9 protein-coding genes are annotated in these 23455 nt (G+C 36.8%); 4 read left to right on the plus strand and 5 right to left on the minus strand.

Annotated elements, in window-relative coordinates:
* The first annotated feature begins 313 nt into the window (after positions 1-313).
* From BSF41_RS23025 to BSF41_RS23040, 4 genes are all read left to right on the plus strand, one after another.
* The gene (locus BSF41_RS23025; protein WP_095931820.1) at positions 314-3322 is read left to right on the plus strand and encodes a TonB-dependent receptor; all 3009 of its coding nucleotides are present in this window, start codon (positions 314-316) and stop codon (positions 3320-3322) included.
* A gap of 13 nt (positions 3323-3335) precedes the next feature.
* Positions 3336-4829: a RagB/SusD family nutrient uptake outer membrane protein gene (locus tag BSF41_RS23030; RefSeq protein ID WP_095931821.1), complete on the plus strand. Its 1494-nt coding sequence runs from the start codon at positions 3336-3338 to the stop codon at positions 4827-4829.
* A 129-nt stretch (positions 4830-4958) separates the two neighbouring features.
* Positions 4959-5921 carry a glycoside hydrolase family 43 protein gene (locus BSF41_RS23035; RefSeq protein ID WP_095931822.1) on the plus strand — a complete coding sequence of 321 codons (963 nt, stop codon included), beginning with the start codon at positions 4959-4961 and terminating at the stop codon, positions 5919-5921.
* A gap of 87 nt (positions 5922-6008) precedes the next feature.
* Positions 6009-7304, plus strand: coding sequence for a glycosyl hydrolase family 8 (locus tag BSF41_RS23040; RefSeq protein ID WP_095931823.1), 1296 nt, complete (start codon positions 6009-6011; stop codon positions 7302-7304).
* Between the two features lie 138 nt (positions 7305-7442).
* On the opposite strand, the gene BSF41_RS23045 is transcribed toward BSF41_RS23040, so the two are convergent.
* The 5 genes from BSF41_RS23045 to BSF41_RS23065 form a co-directional block, all read right to left on the minus strand.
* A complete protein-coding gene (locus BSF41_RS23045) occupies positions 7443-9254 on the minus strand; it encodes a hypothetical protein (protein ID WP_095931824.1) in 1812 nt (603 codons plus the stop codon).
* A complete protein-coding gene (locus BSF41_RS23050) occupies positions 9247-15012 on the minus strand; it encodes a hypothetical protein (protein WP_095931825.1) in 5766 nt (1921 codons plus the stop codon). Before BSF41_RS23050 ends, BSF41_RS23045 begins: the two co-directional genes overlap by 8 nt.
* An 8-nt stretch (positions 15013-15020) precedes the next feature.
* A complete protein-coding gene (locus BSF41_RS23055) occupies positions 15021-18428 on the minus strand; it encodes a hypothetical protein (protein WP_095931826.1) in 3408 nt (1135 codons plus the stop codon).
* The gene (locus BSF41_RS23060) at positions 18425-21475 is read right to left on the minus strand and encodes a DUF6603 domain-containing protein (RefSeq protein ID WP_141248183.1); all 3051 of its coding nucleotides are present in this window, start codon (positions 21473-21475) and stop codon (positions 18425-18427) included. Before BSF41_RS23060 ends, BSF41_RS23055 begins: the two co-directional genes overlap by 4 nt.
* Before the next feature lie 366 nt (positions 21476-21841).
* Positions 21842-22858 carry a M64 family metallopeptidase gene (locus BSF41_RS23065; protein ID WP_253251882.1) on the minus strand — a complete coding sequence of 339 codons (1017 nt, stop codon included), beginning with the start codon at positions 22856-22858 and terminating at the stop codon, positions 21842-21844.
* Between the last annotated feature and the right edge of the window lie 597 nt (positions 22859-23455).

Raw genomic sequence — 23455 nt, forward strand, 5'->3', positions numbered from 1 at the left:
GAATTATTATAATTTATTTGAAATTTATTTTCAAAATAAATTATTCTTATTTTTTTAAGCTTAAAAATATTTTTAATGTTTTTATTTTAGTTTTTTTTTGTTTTTATTTTAAATAAAATACAATGCAACCGATTGTTTTATTGATTGTTTTTTTATATTTGTTACCAAAATATTACAATTTTCGGAAATCAATTTTTTCAAAAATGAAAAGATTTCAAAATAAATAACCAAATAAAAATACCATCAATGAACTTTTATTACAAGTAACTTAAACAAACCATTAACTATTTAAACCAAACAAAAAACTATTAAAATGAACTTAAAACTTAAAATTGCACTAATCGGACTGCTGATCGTGGGCAGTCATAGTATAATGGCACAATCAAAGACCATTCATGGCGTGATTACCGACCCATCAGGATTTCCGTTACCTGGTGCCGGTATTAATGTAGAAGGAACGCAGAATAGCGCATCAACCGATTTTGACGGTAAATACTCTTTAAAAGGAGTTAATCCAACCGATAAAGTAACTTTTTCTTATGTGGGCTTAGTATCACAGACTATTACTGTGGGCGAAAGAAGCTCAATCAATGTAACTCTTGTTCAATCTACACAAAATTTAAATGAAGTTGTAGTAGCCTATGGTACTCAAAAGAGAACTAAGGTTACTGGTGCAGTTTCTACGGTAAGCTCAAAAGATATTGCCGCTGTACCTATTACAAATGCTGAATCTGCACTACAAGGACGTGCGGCAGGGGTTACCGTTGTAAATGGTGCACCAGGCTCTAATCCTACAGTTAGTATTCGTGGTCTGGCTACCATGGGAAACAGTGCTCCGCTTTATGTAATTGACGGAGTTTTAACTGGAAATCTTTCTGGCTTAAGCCCTAATGACATTGAGAGCATCTCTGTTTTAAAAGACGCTTCGACTACAGCTTTATACGGTTCTAAAGCTTTTAATGGTGTTATTATGGTGACTACCAAAAAAGGTAAAAAAGGACCAGGTCAGTTAAGCTTTGGCACTTACGTTGGAGGGCAGGAAGTGACAAAAAGATATAATGTTTTAAATACACAGCAATACCTTCAATACGCTAAAGATTTAGGAAGTGATTTAACGGCTAGAGCAGCTGAGTTTGGAAACATAAATACCAACTGGCAAGACCAGATTTTTCAAACAGGACTTATGCAGGATTACAATTTGAGTTTTTCAAATGGTACAGAGAATTCTACAAGCCGCTATTCTGCTGAATATATGAAACAGGAGGGAGCCATTGTTAATACAGGTTTCGAACGTTATTCTTTTAGAGCTAATAATACGCAAGATATTGGTAAATTAAAAATAGGAAGCAATATTGGGGTTTCTTTTAGTACTATTAATCCAGAACGTACTGCAGGAGGAAGAACATTATTAGAACATGCTATAAAAATGGCACCTTATTTACCAATATATAATCAAGATAATTTAGGCGGTTACCAAGGACCGAGCGCTATTGATGGCAATGACGCAGAAAATCCTGTTCGTGTAGCTAATTTAGGATATCAGAAAATAAACAACTTATCTATAATTGGAAACATTTATGCTGAATTAGAAATTTACAAGGGTTTGAAATTCAGATCACAAGTTTCTTTAGATTATTATACAGGTAAAGATCACACTTTCATTCCGAGTTTTCAGGATGGTTCTTACCACAAGCAGGCGTTTTCTTCAACAAACGAAACAAATTCTCAAGGGCAGACGATCGTTTTTGATAATAGTTTGACTTATAAAACTACGATCGCAAACAAACATAATCTGGAAGTTTTAGGAGTTATTACTAAAATTGATGGGAAATCGCAAAGTGTTGCAGCTGGCAGCCGTTACTATATTTCAAATGAAATTGATCAGTTGAGATATAATGAAGGAAGTTTAGGATCTGCAAATTATGAAGAAAAAAACTTAGGGTATATTGTTCGTATTAACTATGACTACGATGACAAATACATGCTGGCAGTTTCAGGACGTAGAGATGCATCTTCTCGTTTTGGATCAAATAATCGTTGGGGTAATTTTTATTCTGTTGCTGCGGGTTGGAATATAGCGAAAGAAAATTTCATGCAAAATTCTATTTTCAGCACATTAAAACTTAGAGCTAGTACAGGAACAACAGGAAATGACAGAATAGAAAATTACCAATACAGCGCTACTTTAATAGCAAATTACAATTATCCAATTGGAGGAGCGAATGCACCTGGAGTTTCTTTGGGAGTGGCAGCTAATCCAGACTTAAAATGGGAATCAAAATTAGATAGAAATATTGGTCTTGATTTTGGATTTTTTGATGAAAAGCTAACGGGTTCATTTGAATATTTCAACAATAAGAGTAGCGATATTCTTTTTGCAGTTCCCCTTGCAGCTTCTGTTGGATCTGCAGGCGGTGGAACGCAGATTCAAAATATTGCTGACGTAAAAGTAAGCGGTTTTGAAGTTTCGATTGGTTACAACGACAGAAAAGGAGACTTTACATGGTCTGCTGTGGCAAATTTAGGTACTAGTAAAAATGAGGTAGTGAGTTTAGCTCCAGGGGTATCGAGCGTTTTAGGCGGACCTTCACCAAGAGCAGGTTTAGAGAATTTTTCAAGATTAGAAGTAGGTCAGCCGCTATTTTACTTTTATGGATATCAGACCAATGGAATTTATCAAAATCAAGCAGAAGTAGACGCTGTTTTTGGCCCAGGACAGACATCTATAAAACCGGGTGATATTAAAATTGTTGATCGTGATGGAAATAAAGTGATCAATTCAGATGATAAAACAAACATCGGAAATCCGTATCCTGATTTTACTTATGGTTTAAACCTTAGCGCAGCGTACAAAAACTTTGATTTCAATTGCTTTATAACGGGTGTGGCAGGTAATGATATCTACAATGCAAATACTTTTGATTTAAAAGGAATGAACCGTTTGTTTAATGCCAGCACAGATGTTTTAGATAGAGCAAATGTTGTCAATGGTGTTGTTACCAATCCTTCTGCAACATTGCCAAGAGCTCAAGGTGCAGATATTAACTGGTCTTCTGCAAACCAGCGTTATATAGAAGATGGTTCTTTTACGAGATTAAAAAACATCGCTTTAGGATATACACTATCTGGTGATGCTTTTAAAAGCTATTTCTCAAAAGCAAGATTCTATGTAAGCGGACAGAACCTTATTACCATTACAAATTACTCAGGTCTAGATCCAGAAATTGCACGTGCAGATGCTAATGCGAACTCAGCAGGTATTGATTTAGGAAGGTATCCACAGCCAAAATCGGTGATTTTTGGAATTGATGTTACATTTTAATATTTAAAAGACGATGAAAAAAATTAAATATATACTTATAGTATTGTCTGGAGTTTTAACCATAACTTCATGTGACACGGGCGAATTAGAATTAAGCAATCCCAATGCTTTATCGCCTGAAACTTTCTTTAAAACTGAGGCACAGGTGCAGTCTGCTGTAAATGCTTCTTATGCAAATCTTCAGACCAGAGGGCTTTATGGAAGAAATCTTTTCTTTGCGATGGATCTTATGGGGCATGACGCTTTAGGGAACCCGCAGTTAGAGGGGAACAAAAAACCTTTTCAGGATTTTTCTTTTAACGGAGGAAATGATATTATTCAATATTACTGGGAATCTTGTTATACGGGAATATCCAGAGCGAATTTTGTGCTAGATAACGAGCAGAAAATTAATGATCTTCCAGCTTCTATTTTATCTCAGGAAAAAAAGAACAAATATTTAGGAGAAGCTCATTTCTTAAGAGCTTACTATTACTTTCTATTAGTAAAACGTTTTGGCGATTTGCCAATTTATAAAACAAATACTATTGTTGGAAATGCAAGAAGCCCTAAAGCAGAGGCTTATGCTTTGATTGAAGAGGATCTTGTATTTGCATCTCAAAATCTTTTGCCAAGAGCATCAGAATCAGCAGGAAGAGCCAATAAAGAAGCCGCTTATGCACAATTGGGTAAAGTATTGCTATATCAAAAGAAATATACTGAAGCTTTAGCAGCGTTTAATAATGTGACAGGTTTCAGTCTGGAAGATAAAGGGAATTTTTACAACAACTTTATGGAAGAAACGGAACATGGTAAAGAATCGATTTTTGAAATTGAGTTTGATGAAAAAAATGGAACTGGCGATCAATGGGGTGCTGTTGGTGATAGTGGAGGAACAGGCTTTGAGGAGTCAACACTAAGAGGTCAGGAATATGGAAATCTTAGCTGGTATAATGTTTATCCATCAGACGATCTTTTAGATTCGTATGAAGCAGGTGATAACCGTTTTGGAGATACTTTTTATGTGCCAGGATCGTCTTATTTAAAAGGAACCAAAGTAATGGTAGCAGGTAATTTTACAACCTCTGCAGGTATTAGAAGAGCAGGCTGGAAAAAATATCAAAACTATTACAATAGAGAAGATGAAGCAACAAGATCAAGCATCAACTTTAAAGTAATGCGTTATGCCGACGTGCTGCTTATGAAAGCAGAATGTGAAAACCAAAGAGATGGCGGTTCTCAGACAGTGGCAATAGAATATATCAAACAGGTGCGCGACAGAGCCAACCTGACCACTAACATTGCTCCAACAAAAGAGGCTGTTTTTGCAGCAATTGTTCACGAACGTCAAGTAGAATTTGCCGGAGAACAATCTCGTTTTGATGATATTATAAGATGGGGTATAGCAAACACTGTATTACAAGGAACAGGTTTTACTGCTGGTAAAAGCGAGTTATGGCCAATACCAAACAGAGAAACCTCGTCTAATCCTAAAATAAAGCCTAGCGATAATAATCCTGGTTATTAAGGCTTTAAATTTTGGTTAGTTTAAGTTAAGTTAGTTTTTATAAACAGCGCATTTACTGCGCTGTTTATTGTTTAGAGAAAAACTATCGAAGAAAAATCAAATGGCATTTTGAATTAATTGAATCAAAAAATGAAAAATATAAGTAAAATTTTATTGGGGATCATTTCTTGTTTTTTTACAGTAAACATAGAAGCACAAAACCCTATTATTAAGGACATCTTTACAGCAGATCCTGCTCCTCTTGTACATAAGGGAATCTTGTATTTATATACAGGACACGATGTAGCAACTCAAGAGGATACTAATTATAAAATGGCTGACTGGCATGTATTTTCGACAACAAACATGAAAGACTGGAAAGATCACGGAGCGCTACTTTCGCCTAGCACATTTTCATGGGCAACGGGCGATGCTTATGCAGCTCAATGCATCGAGAGAGACGGAAAGTTTTATTGGTTTGTTTCGACATTTCATAAAAAAGATGAGGTAAGCCAAGGCGGTGCAGCAATTGGTGTTGCGGTTTCAGATAGTCCTACAGGCCCTTTTAAAGATGCAATTGGAAAAGCCCTTATAATAAACGAAATGACAACCGATATGACGTACGGTTGGGATGATATTGACCCGACTGTGTTTGTGGATGACGACGGGCAAGCCTATATGTTCTGGGGCAATGGAAGCTGTAAATGGGTTAAACTTAAAAAGAATATGATAGAGCTAGATGGATCTATTACCACTTTTAAACCTAAAAATTACATTGAAGGTCCTTGGGTTTATAAAAGAAAAGGACTTTATTATTTAGTATATGCCAGTGAAGGTACAAAACCTGAAATGATAGAATACTGCACCGCTAAAAATATTACGGGTCCATGGAATTATCAAGGAATTATTCAGGAAAATGTTCAGAATAGTTTTACCACACATCCTGGCATTATAGATTATAAAGGAAAATCATACTTCTTTTATCATAACGGAAGTCTGCCAACAGGCGGCAGCTACAGACGTTCCATCTGTGTAGATTACATGCATTATAATAAAGATGGCACTATTCAGAAAATAATACAAACTGCAGAAGGAGTAAGCAAAATCAAGTAAAAAGCAGATTTAATTTTTCTAATGAAACGAAAGATTTCAAAGCGCAATTTTTTTTCAATTAACTAGTAAAATAATAAAAATAGAAACATGGTTATAGCTAAAGATTTTACAAATAAATACCTGATTAGAACCCGACTTCTACTATTGATTTTTGCAGTGATGGTTCCGTTTTTAGTTATTAGTCAAAATAAAAAGAAAGCGGATAAATCAGCATTAAAAAGACCGCAATACCGTAATCTTTTTAAAGAAGCAGGTTATAGCCAGATTGAAATAGACAAGAAACTGGCCAAAGCCTATTATGATGTTTTTGAAGGGCCAGATAAAGTTTATTTTGAAGAAGGGGATGCTTTAGGATACGTTTCTGATATCAAAAATAAAGATGCTCGTACAGAAGGAATGTCATACGGAATGATGGTTGCGGTTCAGCTCAATAAAAAAGATGTTTTCGATCGTCTATGGAGATGGTCGGTAAAATACATGCAGCATCAAGATGGACCAAGAGAAGGTTACTTTGCTTGGAGCGTAAATCCAGAGACTAAAAAACAAAATTCTCCAGGTTCTGCTTCAGACGGAGAATTGTATTATGTAACGAGTCTGCTTTTCGCTTCTAATAAATGGGGCAATGATACCGGAATAGACTACTACAAAGAAGCCAGAAGAATATTAGATGCTATGTGGAAAAAAGACGGAACGGGTAATGTGCATAATATTATTAATACAGAACATAAGCAAATTTCTTTTATACCAGAAGGAGGAGGCTACAATTGGACAGATCCTTCTTATCATGTTCCTGCCTTTTATGAAATATGGGCCTTGTATGCCAAAGACGGACATGAGCAGTTTTATAAAGAATGTGCCGATGTTTCGCGTAACTTTTTGCATAAAGCCTGCCATCCTGTTACGGGGCTAAATTCAGATTATACAGAATTTAATGGAGAACCGCATCCGACACCTTGGATGCCTCCTGGATTCCGTTATGATTCTTGGCGCGTTCCAATGAACATTGCTATGGATTATACTTGGTACGGAAAAGATAAAGAATGGCAGGAAGACTATGCGAAGCGTTTTCAAAATTTCTTAAGATCTAAAGGATTAGATACTTATGAAGATCAGTTCAATCTAGATGGTTCTACTCCTGAATTTATTCTTCAGGCGGGTCCGGTGAAAAAACTGAGGCATTCAATCGGGTTAGTAGGAACAGCAGCTACAGCATCATTAGTAAATAAAGACAAAGCAAGTATCGATTTTGTTCGTGCGGTTTGGAATGCCAAGCTAGAGCCTTACGAAGACGGTTATTTTGATCCCTATTATGATGGATTAATGTATCTTTTCAGTTTAATGCATCTGAGTGGGAATTACCAAATTATAGCTCCAAAAGGTTAATCAATTTTTAAATCTAAAAAATAGGATTATGGCAGATTTAGCGGTACGGCAAATTATCATTTTTTAATTCCTATGCTAATCTACCATAACGTTTTTATGGTAAAAAACTGAGGCAGCTTCAAAACGGTGATCACTCAATTAATCCTTGACATCTTTGATTTGATCAAAAGCCAGATTACTGCTGCCTTCGCCTCTTCCGATTTTCTTTTTCATGCCAAGCCATACAAATACCTCTCCGTTCAGCCAACGCGTGCGCTGAAAGGATTGCGATACTTTTACACCTGCTCTTGGTATTTCTTCCTCATGAATGTAATAGGGTAATGGTTTTGGAATTTCATCCAAACCTTCGCGCAGAATACTGGATTGTGGCTTGATTTTTTTGGGCGTTTCCTGATCTTTTTCTATAATTCTTAATAAAGAGGCACGCTGTAATTGGATTTCCCTATTATCATTTTTTTTGTGTACCGGCACAAATGGGATCCAGTTTTCAGGAACATTGCTCATAGCCTGATAACTGATTTTGGCTGAATAGGGTAATGTTGCAATTGGGGTATTTTTGTTTACGATGTTTTCATGAAATTGACGCACACGCAATGCCGCTTCGCTTCCTTTTTCGCCAATACCTGCTGCAGACGGAATTACGGTTTCTATTCCCCAGACCATATTCGATATTTCATCTCTTATCAATACAATTTCTTCAATAGGATCACTTTCATGTACTTTCATTGCGGTTGGGGAGAGAAATAGTGTATTATTTTGTTTTTCTGAATGTAATTTATACATACTCCAACTCGTATTCTCTTTGCCTATTTCTTCAGTTGGTTTAATCCAGATCGTTTCTCCAAAGTTGTTTTTCACTGTGAGGCCTTCAATATTGGCTAAAGAACCAATTGGAAGTGTGTATGGTACTAAGAACCAGTCGTTAGCAAAAACCAATCCGAATTCCATTAATAATAGTTTTGAAAGTTCTGTTGTTGAGGGTTTTATATCTCCAAGGTCGGTTTTAGAATCTTCAAATTGCCACCATCTTCGATCCGGCATGCCTTCAAATGCGATATGTGAAGGTATAAAGGTATCTGTGAATTTGTTGAGAGGTTCTCCTGTATTATTCGTTTTTTGTTCTTTAATATCAAATACATACCAATCTGGATGTCCTTGATAATATTCTGCAGCAGACAATTTTTTTTCTGTTTTTTCAGCTGTTGCGCTACACTCAAATTGGTATTCTAATTTATTAGGCAGCCAAGCAGTATTCTTTTCATCATTCGGTTGAAGATATATTTTAGCGTACCAGTCCTTAAAGTCATTTGCGAGATCATTGTCAAGTACTGTTTGATGTCCAGGATCGCTTAAAACAATACCGTCAGATGCGGGTGTGCCCAAAATAATCTTTTCATATAGTGCATAGCCATCCATTGCTCTTCCGCTTATAGCGGCATATTGTTGCCATACATTTTTATGAGCGTAAATAGAGGCATTATCACGATTATTTGGTGGCATGGTAAAACCATAATTTTCGATATAAATATTTCGGTAGTTTAGAGTATATTTTTTTAATAATTGTAACCAGTATCTGCCCATTTGCAACCTAATATCAATACTTATCTTTTTTTCTTCTCTTTTAAAAGCAATCTTCTTCTGTTCTATTTTTGCTTCGAGAGGGACATTGTTTTCAAAATTTTGAACGGTATTATCAGCCGCTTTGTACTCTTGTAAATGCGAACTGGTAATATGAATTTTTGCAAATACAGGAGAACCTGCATCATCGGCTTTAAATTCTCCCATTTGCCATTGTTTGGTAAGCATCCATAATGCATCTCGTACTTCGGCTTTTAGTGCGCGGTCAAAATTATGGGCGCGTGGTCTTCCTTCAAGTCTATTCCACATCATTACGGTAGGGAATAGCTTTAGCTCAAGCGCTTCTCTGATATCTTTAATAGGATTAACCATTGTTTATTTTTTTATAAATATTATTGTTTTGAGCCAGATTGATAGAAGCGGTAATCCAATGCATGCTTACAGCCATTATGGTCGCAGGAAGAAAATGTCCATATCTTGAACCTTCGATTTGGGCAGGTTCTACAGCACGTTTTTTAGCCATCTGTAGAGTTTCCTCCATAGATTCAATGATATCGTTCCATTTCCAATTTCCGGTTATCTGCGGAGGCGTTACCAAAAACATTGTTTGCGGAGGTTCGCTATTAGGTTGATCATAATGAAAAGCGATTCCGGTTGTTTCTTCATTCGCAGGAATTACTTCTGTCCATTCATCTATTACAATACCGCATTGTGGTTTGGTGTTATCATAATCTTTTGCAAAATGTGCAGTATAGAGCAGCTTATCATTTTTGATGTTAAAGATGTATTTGCCATTTTCATCTTTTTCTGTGGCGGTATCCTCTCTAAATTTTACAGCCAGCCAGCGATCATTTGATTGATAAGGAAATTGTAGGGCAGTAAGGTTTACTTCGACTGTTGGTTTGAATGCATCGGTGAGAAAAACAATGTTTTCCCAATGATGCACTTTATCTCTCACTCTGGCAACTCCTCCCAGCCAGTCTTCAACTGGAAATAGGCTGTTTTCTGTTGCTTTTATAAAAGTTAATAATTGGTCTTTATCAGTAAGAGCGTTATTAAATTCGGCGGCAGAAGTACTATTTAGTGTAAAGCGTGGCAATAGTAAAGCTTCATCTCCCAATATTGTTTTTGCAGCTTTTATAAGGGCAGCAATTTTATCGGCATTAACAACTGTTGCATCAGCCTCGGCTATTAAGGCTTTACTATTGATTATTTTTTTCTCAATATATTTTTGAAGGTTGTTTAGAGATACTACAATATCTTCTTTCAATAAAGCCAATTGCAATAGCTCTGTGTTAGTATTGTTACTTTCGGTTACGGTGTCAAATGCGACGGTATCGAATACGCTTACCTCTTTAATGGTTGTATTTACATCTGATAAAAAATCAATAATTGTGGTTTTGTTATTTGTTTTTAGTGCTTTAATGTTATTCAATAAACTAATAAAATCGGCTTTCTTAGTATCAAATGCGGTTTTATAAGCAGCCAATGGTAAAACTGGAAAAGTAGAAACAGATGAAATTTGCTGCTCTGCTTTTTGAAGTAATTCTATTTTTTCGTCAGGATCGGCTGTTGTAGTATAAGTCGACATTATGAGTTCTGCTTCAATTAATTTTTTATTCCATCTTTCTATCAGAATATCTAGTTTAGTGAATACATTTTCATAAATGACCGCTACGCCGCTATGAATAAAGCCAATTCCTGTTTGCACGTTATCAAAAAGTGCTGTTTTTAAATACTGCGTAGAAATATCTTTTACCAAGGTGTCAAAATGGACAAAATCATTTGCATAGAGCTCTAGATAGTTATTATAGGTTGTTTTTAAAGTATTAATGGTTGAAGGCACACCTATAGAATTAATACTATTTTCAAATGCAGTTAGGATTATAGCTTTGTTAGCAGGATTTGGGTCAGCAAGATAGTTTTTGAGATCAGATTTTAATTGTATAATGATGTTGTCTTTAATAGATGGGTCAGTTATGAGTGTTCCAATATCATTAGAAAGTTGTGCCGAAATGCTGGTAAACGAATGTGTGTTGGTGCTAATATTTTCTAAACTTGTTTTGACACTATCAAAATCAATATCTATTAAATTTTCTACCGTTGTCTTCAATTTCACATCATCGAGATTAGTAGGTGTTGCAGATTCTGTTGATAACAACACCTGAGTAGGAGTTATCGCTTTAGATCCGATCAATATTTTGCGTAAGCTTTTTATTAAGGCAGCCAATTCAAAGAAAGAAACATTCGCTTTATTTGTTGTACTTACAGCTTCAGTATAATTTATTTTGATGGTTGTTTTTGGATGATTTGATTTGGTGTAGCGTACGAAATTCAATATTCTATCATCCAATTCAGTCATTGATTGTTCAGTGTCCGTGTTTAATACGTATAAAAGATCAATTGCTTCCAGTCCCAGTTCTTTTTGAGAAACGGTGATTGGAATATCGGCCTGAAGAGGCGTAGTGTAGACTACATTACAGATCACATTTTCTGGCGCCGGTAAATTTTCGATAAGCCATTTGTTAACAGCAGGTTCGGCTTTTGCTCGGGCTATTGCACCTGAAATTGCGGTTGCATCACTATCGAACTGAATAGCCATTCGATGTGTAAGGGTTACACCGCTTCTAGGGGTGTTGATAATGTCAATATCGGGCGGATAATCTCCTTTACTAAATGCATTTGCGTTTCCAGATGCTCTTTCAAAATTTCCCTGCACTACTTGATAGACTTGTTCTGCCATTACAAGATCGGATATCGCATCGTTGATATCGATAATGTAGTCGAGTTCTTCTTTTATTGCCTTAGCTTGATCTGGAGTGGCCGTGGGTAAATTAAAAGTTGATGCCAAACCAAAAGGATATACTTTAACAGAAGCTTCTCTGATATAATTAATGAACTTTAATCCATCAAGAACATTGTTTGCCGCTATCATTTCTTCATTTTCTTCAGGTTTTGATTTAGTGTCTATAAGATTATCTGCCACCAACGGAAAGACTTTTCTTAAAGGCAAAATAAATTTATCTACTTCACCTTTGCCAAGATTGTGTTTGTCATGCAAACCTCTCTCAAATTGGTAGCCAAGTAATGCGGCAAGAGGCTGACCATTACGCATACCTTCTAAAAAATTAGAGGCTACACGCACTCTGTCTGATGTGAGGTTTATGGCAAAAGGATTGCCACTGCCAGCATCTTTGTTGCTGTCATAAGCGTTGCGCAAAATAGCAGCGGTGGCGGCTTGGTCTAAGGAGGGCGCGTGTATGAAACCAAGATTTTTGCTGTCTGATTGGAGCGGAGTACTGTTTTCTTTATTGAATATTTCATTCAGTTCTGGTGTAAGCGTTTCGTTGGTAAGTAATTTATTTTGTGGCTCGACATCTAGCAACCAGCCATAGGCGCCAAGATAGATGCCTTTTGAAGGTTGAGTATTTTTGCTGTTTCTTAAACGTTGTTCCGTAAGTTTGTATTGTACCAAACCCGTTTTCCATGCATCAATGCGATAGCTGCAGCAGTCTAGATGTTCGGTTAATAAACGTTCTAATCTTGCGGTTGGTGTTTTCTCCAGTATTTTCAGAGCATCAATTGTTTCCTTCAATTGTTCCGTCTCTGCCAGATTGTGTAAAATATTGGGTTTCTGGATATAATCTATTAATTTCGTTGTAGCATCTCCAGTGATAGTAGGATAGGTACTGAATAAATGTTCGTATTTACTTTTTCCAATACCTTTGGCTTCTACATGTAAAAAATCAGGATCTTTAAATACTTTCCTGCTGGCAATGAGATTGTTTGTTGCCAACACATTTGCCGCTGCATTGGATTGTGATTGGGTAAGCGCGTGTTTTAAAAGTAAATAGAGTAGTGCTGTCGGGGCTTCTTGATCACCAAAATCATCTCTGCGTACGTTATCGCCTGCTGTTGCAACCAGCCATTCGATATAATTCAATCCGTTTGCACTATAGGGACGGATAGCAGATGTTTCGGAATCGGGTACATCATCAATAAATGGGCCGCTCAACAGATTAGGACGACTCAGAAAGAATTTTTCAAGTATAGGAACGGTGTCAATTCCAAGCTCATTTAAAATTTGCTTTGCTTTTTCCTGCATTTTCTTTTCAAATTTTGGTGTTAAAAGAAAATGATGCTGCAGATTTAGCTGATTATGCATTTGATTTTTCGACTGTGCATAGCGCTGATGAAACTCAACTGAATTGGCATTCAATGCTAGAATTTTTAATAATAGCTTGTGGGCATCATCTGTTGTTTTGCCTATGTGTGCGACATCTATTAATAATTCATCCCAAGTGCTGTCCATTTTCATCAGCCATCTGTGAAGTCTTGGCAGAAATGGTGTTCTAATGTTGTTGGATAAGTCTGTGTTATTGTCTCTTCCTAAGAAATTTAATTTGGAATAGACAGTTATCGGCAGAATTCCGTAAGGCTGTTTTCCGATTCGTATGGCCGGTATAGGACCTCGTCCTGAAACGAAACCAGAGAAGAATGCTTTGGTAGCTTCGATATCCCTGTCGGTGAATAATGGATCCATCATTTCATCCATAAAATAGCCCAACGTTGCTGGAAAAAGTGCCGTATTCATAGCATAAGCTTCTAACTGATCTTTGCCGTTGGCATTTTTTACATTTTTTAGTATGGCAGGATCTATTCCAAGGCAATCCGCCAGTTTTTCGCCATCTGATTTTTTATCTGGTGTATCTGCCGAAACAAAATCTTCAGTATTGCTAAAAAACGAATCAAAACTATCATCGCCATTATCTGTCCATGTATATGCAGCAGGCGCGTCTTCAGTATTATTTGTAGGTGCTCCCTGTTTTATTAGTTCAAGACCATTTTTGCTGTAAAAATGATCCGTAAATAAGGTTTCCAGTTGTTCTTGACCATCCGCCTCATCAGAAGTGAATCTTATGCCTGTAACAAATAATTTTTTAAAACCGGTTTGCGCTTCCTCAGGTGTAAGGTCTATTTTTGTTGCCATTCCAGCCTGTTCCGCTTTTTCAAAATCTACCATCCAGCTCAATTCATCATTGAGAATAAGGCTTTTATCATCATCTTTCTTAAGCTGGTCATCGCCTGTTAAAGAGGGATCTACACTTACAGCCAAATGATCTTTGACAGGGTTATTAAACAGTATTGTTTTTTTTACATTTCCATCAAAGGTGGTTACTACAAACTTATTAGGAAGTCCCATTGTTTTAGCCGACTGTGTCCAAGAACTATTTTTAGCGGTATAATCAGGAAGATCGATTTCAGAAATTATGATTTTACTACTATCTTGTTCTTCAGGTATTTCATCACTAATATTTTCCGGAATATAGTTTTCTTGTATTGATGTTGCTGTGGCAGAGTTTGTTCCTGCGGTTAAAATTTCTTTTGCCTTATCAATTTTTACAGTGTCGCCTTTGGCAAACCAAAATGCTGACCAATATTTTGTTGCGGCATCTTTTTCAGCCGAGCTTAAGGAAAGAGAAGAGTTTACCACAAATATTTTATATTCCGCGCTAGGCCTTACAGTTTTACTATTGGCAGGTTTATACTCTTTTATGATATAAGCAGAACGCCCCGTACCATGGCTATTTACCAAGCTTCTCCAGGCCGCTTTTTCATCTGCTTTTATGCCGCCTGCTTTCCACATTTCTATCCAAAAGGCTTTTGCATTTTTCAATTCAGATTCAGATAAGAGCTCTTCTTTGCTATTGATATTACAATCATCGGGATAAACTCGTAACCAAAGCTGTTTTTGATTGCCAGTTGATTTGAATCTTGTTTCTAAACGTAACGGAAACATCAGAATAGGAATGTTGTCGTTTAATTCTGTGATCTTTTTTATAGGATCAAGTTGTGCTAAAAAAGCATTCGCTATCTTTTCGTAGTTGGCCTTAATCGATTTTTTTGAATCTCTTAGTTCTCCAATATCTTTTATTATTTGGTTTCTTTGTTTTTCATTGAATAACTTCTTTGATTCGCGTTCTTGTTTATTAAGACTTTTTAGTTCTTCCTTTTCGTCAGCATTTAGTTTCTCCAATGCAGCTTGCGCCTTTTGAATTTCAATGTTCACCGCAGCCGATTGTTTTCGGTTACTGTTTTGTGCGTCCTGTATGTTTTTTAGATCACTCATAATTAAAGTTATTTGGGTAACATTCGGCTAGCATGTACTCCAACAAGTACTGGAACCTGATAAAGGATATAGGCAAGTTCAGCGGCATTGGTGTCAGGAGACCATCTTGCTTGCACATCATCTGGGTGTTTTATATTTTCCTGATCATCAGCATTGGGTGTTTTTAAGGTCACTGTTTTATTCATTTCAATACAACTTCCGTCAGCCGTTTGAATATCTTTCCAAGAAAGGTTGTTCCAGTTTACAATTTTTTCCTCTCCTGCCGCATTCTTTGCTTTTTCAATGTCTAGTCCAAAGCGCAGTTCGCCTGGTCTTTCTTTTATGACAAAAAACCAGCCTGGATCATCCGTTATTGAAGTTGGATTTAATTTACCTCTTGCTTCCTCGTCATCAAGATCAAATCCAAAAAAGTAAATATCAGGTTCTACTTTTGCTTCAAACAAGGGCGTTTTGATAATAGATTGTGGTGGATTTTTTTCCTCCTCTGCAGAAAGTTTTGCAAAAATCCTTTCTTCACTTACACTTTTGGGTTTTGGAGCGGGCTGGTCTGGTATAATAGTTTGATCAGGTCCCCAATCTGCTTTATGTGCATATATTACTGCTGTTGGGTATTTTTTCAGTAATTCTCCTCTTATCACCAATACCAGTTGTGTTTTTCCGCTTATTAGCGCCCTTTGGTTATGCTGACCCAGTTCATTTTTCAATGGAGAGTCTGCTTGTGAAGGAAAAACTTTTGCAGTATTAATTTTTGACCATTCGTGTATTTTAGGAATATCTCTTAATTTTTCTCTTAATTCTTGTGCTGAGGTTTCCGATTCAGGCTGTGGAGGCAAGAAACTTTGTACGTCCCAGAATTGTCTAAAATAGGAACCTCTTTGATCGGTTGGATATTCTCTCCACAATAATTCTCTTGACATTTCATGATTAATGCCGACCATATAAGATTCAATAAACTTTTGGTTGTTTTCTAAAAGTGTAATGCTATTCTGTTCGATAAGGTTGATATTTGGCAGAAACAATTCTGAAGACATTTCGCTCAATGGCTTATACATTGGGATATCGATCTCCGGATATACCATTACTGGCGCAAATTGTTCTACCATATTGGTGGCTATACGAGCCGGGATAGTAATACTGTGATGGGTTCTTTTAGGAATAGTAATAACGGGATTTAGTGAGCTTACCACTGAAGTAGTTAAGTCTTTTAAATCCACAGGTTTTCGTATAGGATCTGGAAACTTAATACTTATCAATGTAAAAGCATCTTTTAAAGCAGTTTTAAATTTAATGGCTTCTTCACTGTCTGTACTGCCAGTTGTTGGTGTATAAGTGCTTCCGGGTAATGTTATGACAAAGCCTGGACTAACAGGATAATGGTCTACTGCAGCAGGCGTTTGACTGTCTTGTGTTACAGCAGTGGCTGCCATAACATCGTTGTTCCATTTTTTTAATTTTAGATAGAACCATACCAATGCAGCTCCTATAAGTCCCAATACCACAGATCCGCTTAACGATGCGGCGAATAGTAGCATGAATAAGAATAGCAATATCAATAATAACAGAGGCAAAAACTTGAACCACTTGTATTTTTTTAAGAGCTCTACAATCAATTGCGGAATATCTGTTGGGGCCATCTCCTCGGCCAGGTCGGTGAGGTTTATTGCGCCTTCGGGATCTGTTTTTGGCGGTGTAACAACAACTTCGCCGTTGTTTATTCTATCTATTAAATTATAAGGAGTAACGGTATCAGAAAAGTTTAGCTTCTTCATAAAACCACCTCTGGTTCTTGTAATGCTGCGAAATTTACCCGAAGTCATTACAGATGGTATCGTACTTTCTGATATGGTTTGATAGACAGTAAGGTTTTTGTAGATAATCCTTTTTTGAACGGGTGACGTAAACATAAACGCTTTTTCGGTAATCAGGGGCGTCAGATGTTTGTTATAATATTTTAAAGATACTTGCAATGCGAGTTGTGCAAATCTGAACTTGTTGTTAATCTCTGTAACACGACCTACTTGCTCCCAAGCCGCTTGCATATATTCTTCTTGATTTTTCTGAATAACTTTAGTTCCTATCCCCGCAGCTGTCCTGAATCTCGGATCAAGGTTTAGCTCATGTATCCAGTTTTTATTGTTGGGAAGGTCTGTACTATCGCTGGTTTTCAATAAACGTTGCTGTAGTGCGTGCCATGTGCCATATAATGGAGAAGTGATTACCGGATCTGGATCACCTTTTGTAGGATCATCTTCTGAAATAATTCCAGCATCAAAATTTACCTGCTCCATAGTATTTGCTGCAATGCTATAATCATCAGAAAGATTTATTCTTGCGGCCATAGCCTTGGTAAATTGATGCGGATAGGGATGTTCATCCCATTCATCATATTTTTTTGCAATTGCTTTATCGGCGGGCTTCATCGAATCGAAAGGAACTCTTAGTGCGCCACCGAGTTTTAAAATATGATGGAGTTCAGGGTCATTTATCGGAGGAAGATTAGAGCCTGGATGTATCACGTCTATATCTCTTACTCCAATACTTTTATCAGCAAGCTTTGGCTGTAATAGGTTTACTAAATATTCGAAGTCACCCATATTACCTGTTTTGAAATGCCAGCGATGGTAATACGGAAATTCGGAAACGTTGCTGTCATCCCATGCACATTTACTTGCTACTAAAGTTGAAGGAATTTCGTAGTCTAATCCAGCAAGTCTCCCGCTTTCAAAAGTGGGAATAAGAAAAGCATAGTATCCAATATTGGGTTCCAGTTTTCTTGGACAAATAATTCTAGAGTAGGCATTATCAGGATTTTTATTAATTAAATCATTAATAGCATCAGTAATAGTGTCTGAATTTGCAGTGTTTGCGACTGCTCCATTAGAAAGATCGGTATTTACGTGTACATGTGCCCATGCCCAAAGTTCTGATGATTTCGGGAAAATATCAGCAGTGTTTTTTCCGCTTTTCAATTTAAAGAAAGGCAGCGGTTTATCTTTCATATTCTGTCCATCCTCAAATTCATCTTCTTTTAGTACGACGAGTGTGAGCCAAGGACGAAGTCTATTCTCAAAAGGTCTTGCGGGCGTGTATCGCCATGGAAAATCTTCTTCGTAAAATTCGATATAAGGTAAATAATTAGGTTCAAAATTTGTGATCCAGTTTCTGGGCTCTGTTTTTACAATTGCCTTACTATCTATACCTACAATGTCACCAGGTCCATAAAGTTGAATTTCTTTAGCTGGTAATATTCTGTTGTCTTCCGTTTTTCCATCTACTTTTATTGCTTCAATTTCGAGTGCTACTTTTATAGAGGCACGCAAAAGCACAGAACTATCATTGTCGAATTTAATGATGTTGTTAGATAATCCTTGGCGTAACCATGGTAAAAAAGAGTAGTTTGCTAATGTTTCGCTCATGATGATTGTAATTCATAATTAGGAATAATTTGAAGCTCCTTTTTCAGTCCTGGCTGTCTGGCAATTTGCTCCTCCATATAGGTCTGCGCCATAATCTCACTTTCAAATGTTGCGTGCGCAGTGTGTGCCTTATTGTTTGATTTTAAGGCTACCGTATAACCTTCTTCTTTTATAGAAATTTTTTCTGCAAAAGGCTGCATTTTATTCAAATGAGATTTAGATAAAGTAGACTTAGATACACTGTTTCCTTTTAGGAAATGATTGAACAAGATGCCGATTTCCATAAAGAATCTTCCTTTTCTAAATGGTTTTATAGGCTCTTTATCGATAATGGTAATTTCATACGCGACATTTTTTCGTACAAATTTTCCATTTTTGATAATTGTATTACTCAATGATATTTGAACGCCGTTTGGCATTTTTTCGAAAGAAGGCTTAGACAGTTTTTCTGAATCGGTAAGGTTTTGATATTGTGCTCGGGCGAAGTTGTCGTTTACTTCTGTGATTTTTAGTTCATTGTCATCACTAGTTGCTTTTTTAATAGTGATTTTTTGTACGTCGTTCACTTTTTGACTTCCTACTTTATCAATTTTTACCTGTAATGGCAGTATTTTTTGTTGTACTACCAGTGATCCTGCAGGATGTAACACAAGAGGCGCTGTTGCCGACTCTTCCATTTTTCGAAGTGATACTAAAAGATTTTTGTTATTTGACAGTATGGTACTCCAGTATTCTCTTTTCTGTAAATCGTCGAGGAATTTTTGATAGATAGCCACTTCTGGTATGGCTGTGTTTTTTTCTTCTCCCCAAGTAACATCAAAGTCGGCAGATATTTCGAAAAATAAGATAGAAACACTACCAGTACCTTTCGCTCTCCATGGAGTTGGTCCTTCAAGAGACATTCTCACCCTTACACTTAATATATCAATACCAGCGGCACTAAGTTTGAAGCTGGCCGATACTTGAATAATAAAATAGAATGGGCTGAACTGGAACAAGGCATCAAAACCAATACTTCCTTCTATGATACAGGCTCTAAGATCAAATTTAATCTCTGCTTTAGCACCAAACTGTACCGTGTTGGATGTTACTGCCTGATAACATTCTACCCGTATCAAGGCAATGTCTGTATTTAGGATCGTGAGAGAAAGGCGTTTCATGGTGGGTAATGAAAGCGGGGGAGGTGTGTATGACGGATGAAAACCTCCTACACTCAATAAAAAATCAGGTTCATCGCCCCATTTCAAACGCACTGCCATATCGCCTTCCAGAGTCATAGTAAGAATAAATGATTCATAGAGACTCGCGTCGAAGGTTAGCATTTTCTTGTCAAAATCGATAGTTCCTACAAATAGAACCTGTATTTGAACTAATGGCGTTTGCTCTGTTGGCAATGCTACTTTAAGTACTCCCAGAATAGCAATATTTCCAGGTATTTCAATAATAATACCAAGTGAAAGTGTAATCAAAGTTGGCGTTCCCCAGCCAATTTTTCCCATAGGGCCAATTAGAAATCTTTCTTCATAGGGAGGGAATATCGATTTTAGATCACTAATAATTCTTGGTGCGTTGGCAATTACATTTTGTGGAAACATGATACTGTTTACTGCTCCAGTACGCACGGCATTTCTTAATGGATCCAACAGCATGGTTCTATTCAATCCCAATAATCCGCCAACAGCATTCAATGTGAAGCCATAACCTAGTTGAAATGGAGGAAAGAATTCTGCCGTGATAATAATAAGCATTGAAAAACCTTTACTGCCATCTGGCATCTTTGTCGTAATCAAGCCTATTGCTTTTGCAGAAATAAATCCTGCAATTGTCAGTTCTAGTACACCAGCGTATTCTTCTTTTTCAAAATCAAAAAATAAGTAACCGCCGCCAATGACTGCTCCAGCATTTACAGAAAGACCCAGTCCATTTGGTGGCTTAAAGCCAAAACCCAGATCAAATGGCCCCATATTTCCACGGTTATTTTCGGGGAAACTTAAATTGGTGCTCACTCCAATATTTTCTACAACCACTGTAAGCGGACCCAATTCGCCTTTAAAGTCAGCACTTACCGATATAGGTATTTTTCGGTCTTCTATTTTTATTTCGATGGTGATACCGCTAATTTCAATAGGTCCCAATGAAATGTGGATGGGCAATTGAATCTGTATTCCTGCACTTCCTTTAAAGTAAATGCCATTTTTAGTGGAGTATCCTACAGTAAGATCGAGAGGAACTTCTATAGGATCCAACGGCAGTACAGAAGAAATAAATCCATCTCCGCCACCTAAATCTATTACCACACGTGAATCTTTAACGGCAATTTCAATAGTAAAATCATTGCCTTGCTGGTTTACTTGAGCTTTACCAGTTAATTCTATGGCTCCTATTTCGAGTCTGGAAGATTCTGGCGCACCTAATTGTACCAGATGTTCTGGGCCCGATATTCGAAAAGTTACTTCAATACTACCATTAATAGCAGAGGCAGCAGTAAGATCAAATAAAGTTATGGCCGTCTTGGGTCTTATTTCTACCCCTGTGGTTTTATCTATTTTAAGTCCGCCCTTAATAAGTAAGGAAAAATTTTCATTGATTACAATTTCTGTTTCAGCACTTCCGATAAAGAATGGCGACACTGCCAACCCTGCGTTATTTGGAGTGCTATCTGTGGCAATTGGATAGACTTCTAGTCCAGCTTTAACCGTATCAAGATCAAAAAATGGTACATACAAGGCATCACCACTTAAACTATATTGTGAAGTAATATCTCCAGTAGGCATATAAACGCCAGTTTGTATTTCTAGCGCATTTAGTAAATGTTCAATATTTTCTATTAATAATTTACCATCATAAGTTGGTGTACCCCATCCGTAAACAATTTCTGGTATGCGATGTGGTTCCTGTAGAAAAATGATTAATCTTTCCCATTCAATACGATATTGTTTGTAGGCAATATGGGCAGGCAATGCCGCTGGTTGGTAGCTATTATCAAAAATACCAATGAAGAGGAAGAAAGCAGAAATTTTTGGATGTTCATACTGCAGATGCCGCATGATCGTATAATCAAGAAGCTGTCTAGGAAACTTTGTGCCAAAATCAGATAATGTTGCGCCAAGACCAAGATTATCTTTGATGGAATCAAAATCGGTTATTACATTTTTTAGTGATCCGATAAGCGATCCGTAATCGGAAGTATTATTAAGATTAATGGAAGAAAAGCTATTGATAAATTTAAGAGGAGACGAAGAGAGGTCTGTACTTTCAGGAACATTCCAACCCAAGTTGCGAAGGAAGTATAAAGTGGTTTGAGGAGACTTTACAGGATTGCCTATATCATTGAGCACACCATTGATGGCTTGTCCTAGCTCTTCAATTAATAACTCAAATGTACTTTTATCAGCCGCCATTTTTTAATTATTTTAAGGTCTTGGGTAAAAAGTTCGATACAAAGCTTCTAGCAGTGTTGGGTCTATCTTTTCTATAATTGCATATTTACATACATAACAAAAATCATTATCATAACTTGTACTTTTCATTCTGCACGATCCTGCAGGAATATATACACCACAGCCTTCTCTGGCGCCCCCTTCATATAAACCTATAATTCGTTGCGGATAGCGAATACCATTTCTTATCGATACAGGTGGATACTTCGTAGATCCGTCAAAACCAATATTGGCGCATACGGTACCTGCAGGTCGCTCCCATAGCGGTTTGAGGTTGGTTTGCATATAAGTAAAGGCATCGGTGCCGATTAATTTTTCTGAGCTGCCGGGATAAGCGTCTTTGTACCATTTGGCCTTGCTGGGGTCAAATGCATTCGTAACAGTATCAAGCACATCTCTCCGTGTTACAGCATTAGGACGCACATCAGTACCATCAAAATGGCCTGCTGTAGTTGCGATGGCTGGTGTGTTTATTTCAGAATATTCATCTATAAGTCTAAAGTGCGAATGGCCTAATTCATGCATGCTCACGGCAGCAAGATTATTATAATTATTTCTTGGAGTGCCCGGATTATGGTCTATACCCGCAGCAGAAGTTGATAATCCTTGAAAACCAGGCTGATCGCCCAAACAGACCATTGCAAAATCGGGATGCCCGCCTCCACCATATTTATCATCATTTACCAATACAATAACTAATGCATGGTCTTTTCCTGTAGAGGAAGAGACACCACTTGGAGGAGCAGCCCAACATTGCGGTATTAAATTATCTGCCGCAGCTTCAGAAGGCAAAGTAAGCGTAGCAATAAAATCCATTATTAATGTTTGATCACCAGTTTTAGGTCCTATAAGTCTGGCCATTGGCGTTCCGTTTATCAGATAACCATAAGTTAGTCCCAATGCATTTGATTTTTGTATCATAGTGCCAATAGCCGCTCCAGCTGTGCCAGGATTGTCTGGAACTGTTATCCCATTAGCGTCGACAGGCACGGCACATGAAATACCCGAGCTCGGTGATGGTGTAAATGCTTTAAAAATATTAAAGTGTTCTTTAACTCCTCTAAGATTAAAAGGAGCCTTTCTAAAAAATCGGATCACAATTTCATTTATTGTTCTATCAAAAAGAGCTCTATCAGCTGCACTAAAGCCATCGCCTAAAAAAAGAAGATTTTTTTTGTCCTTTGTTGGACCATTATAGATAATGGTTTCAAGTGTTATACCTGCAGGGATAGGAGTTGGCATATTAGTTTCTTTTTATTAATAAGTAAATTGAAAATCATATATCCGTGTCGTTTATTCAATCAAAAAAATTACAATGAAAATGCAAAACTGATTTTCGCTGTTACGAATGATATTTGAGAAACATCATTTGTTTTAACTATAATTTTTCAAAAAAAAACACTGAAATTGTATATACAAAAATTGGATTATTTAAAAAGAAGGCTTGATAAAATTTTGTATATGAGGCAGTTATAGAAGTAAAATTTTTGCTAAGATAAAAAAAAAAGAAAGACCTTCATTTTTTTTAACAATTGATTACTTACCGTATAATAAAAACTTCTGCAATAAGTGTGAGAAGTATTAGAC

The sequence above is a fragment of the Flavobacterium sp. ACN2 genome (assembly GCF_002303885.1).
Classification (GTDB): Bacteria; Bacteroidota; Bacteroidia; order Flavobacteriales; family Flavobacteriaceae; genus Flavobacterium.

What these genes read in the sequence shown, in the direction of transcription:
- BSF41_RS23025 (WP_095931820.1), top strand. Translation starts at nt 314, where the DNA reads ATGAACTTAAAACTTAAAATTGCACTAATCGGACTGCTGATCGTGGGC.
- BSF41_RS23030 (WP_095931821.1), top strand. Translation starts at nt 3,336, where the DNA reads ATGAAAAAAATTAAATATATACTTATAGTATTGTCTGGAGTTTTAACC.
- BSF41_RS23035 (WP_095931822.1), top strand. Translation starts at nt 4,959, where the DNA reads ATGAAAAATATAAGTAAAATTTTATTGGGGATCATTTCTTGTTTTTTT.
- BSF41_RS23040 (WP_095931823.1), top strand. Translation starts at nt 6,009, where the DNA reads ATGGTTATAGCTAAAGATTTTACAAATAAATACCTGATTAGAACCCGA.
- BSF41_RS23045 (WP_095931824.1), bottom strand. Translation starts at nt 9,254, where the DNA reads ATGGTTAATCCTATTAAAGATATCAGAGAAGCGCTTGAGCTAAAGCTA.
- BSF41_RS23050 (WP_095931825.1), bottom strand. Translation starts at nt 15,012, where the DNA reads ATGAGTGATCTAAAAAACATACAGGACGCACAAAACAGTAACCGAAAA.
- BSF41_RS23055 (WP_095931826.1), bottom strand. Translation starts at nt 18,428, where the DNA reads ATGAGCGAAACATTAGCAAACTACTCTTTTTTACCATGGTTACGCCAA.
- BSF41_RS23060 (WP_141248183.1), bottom strand. Translation starts at nt 21,475, where the DNA reads ATGCGGCATCTGCAGTATGAACATCCAAAAATTTCTGCTTTCTTCCTC.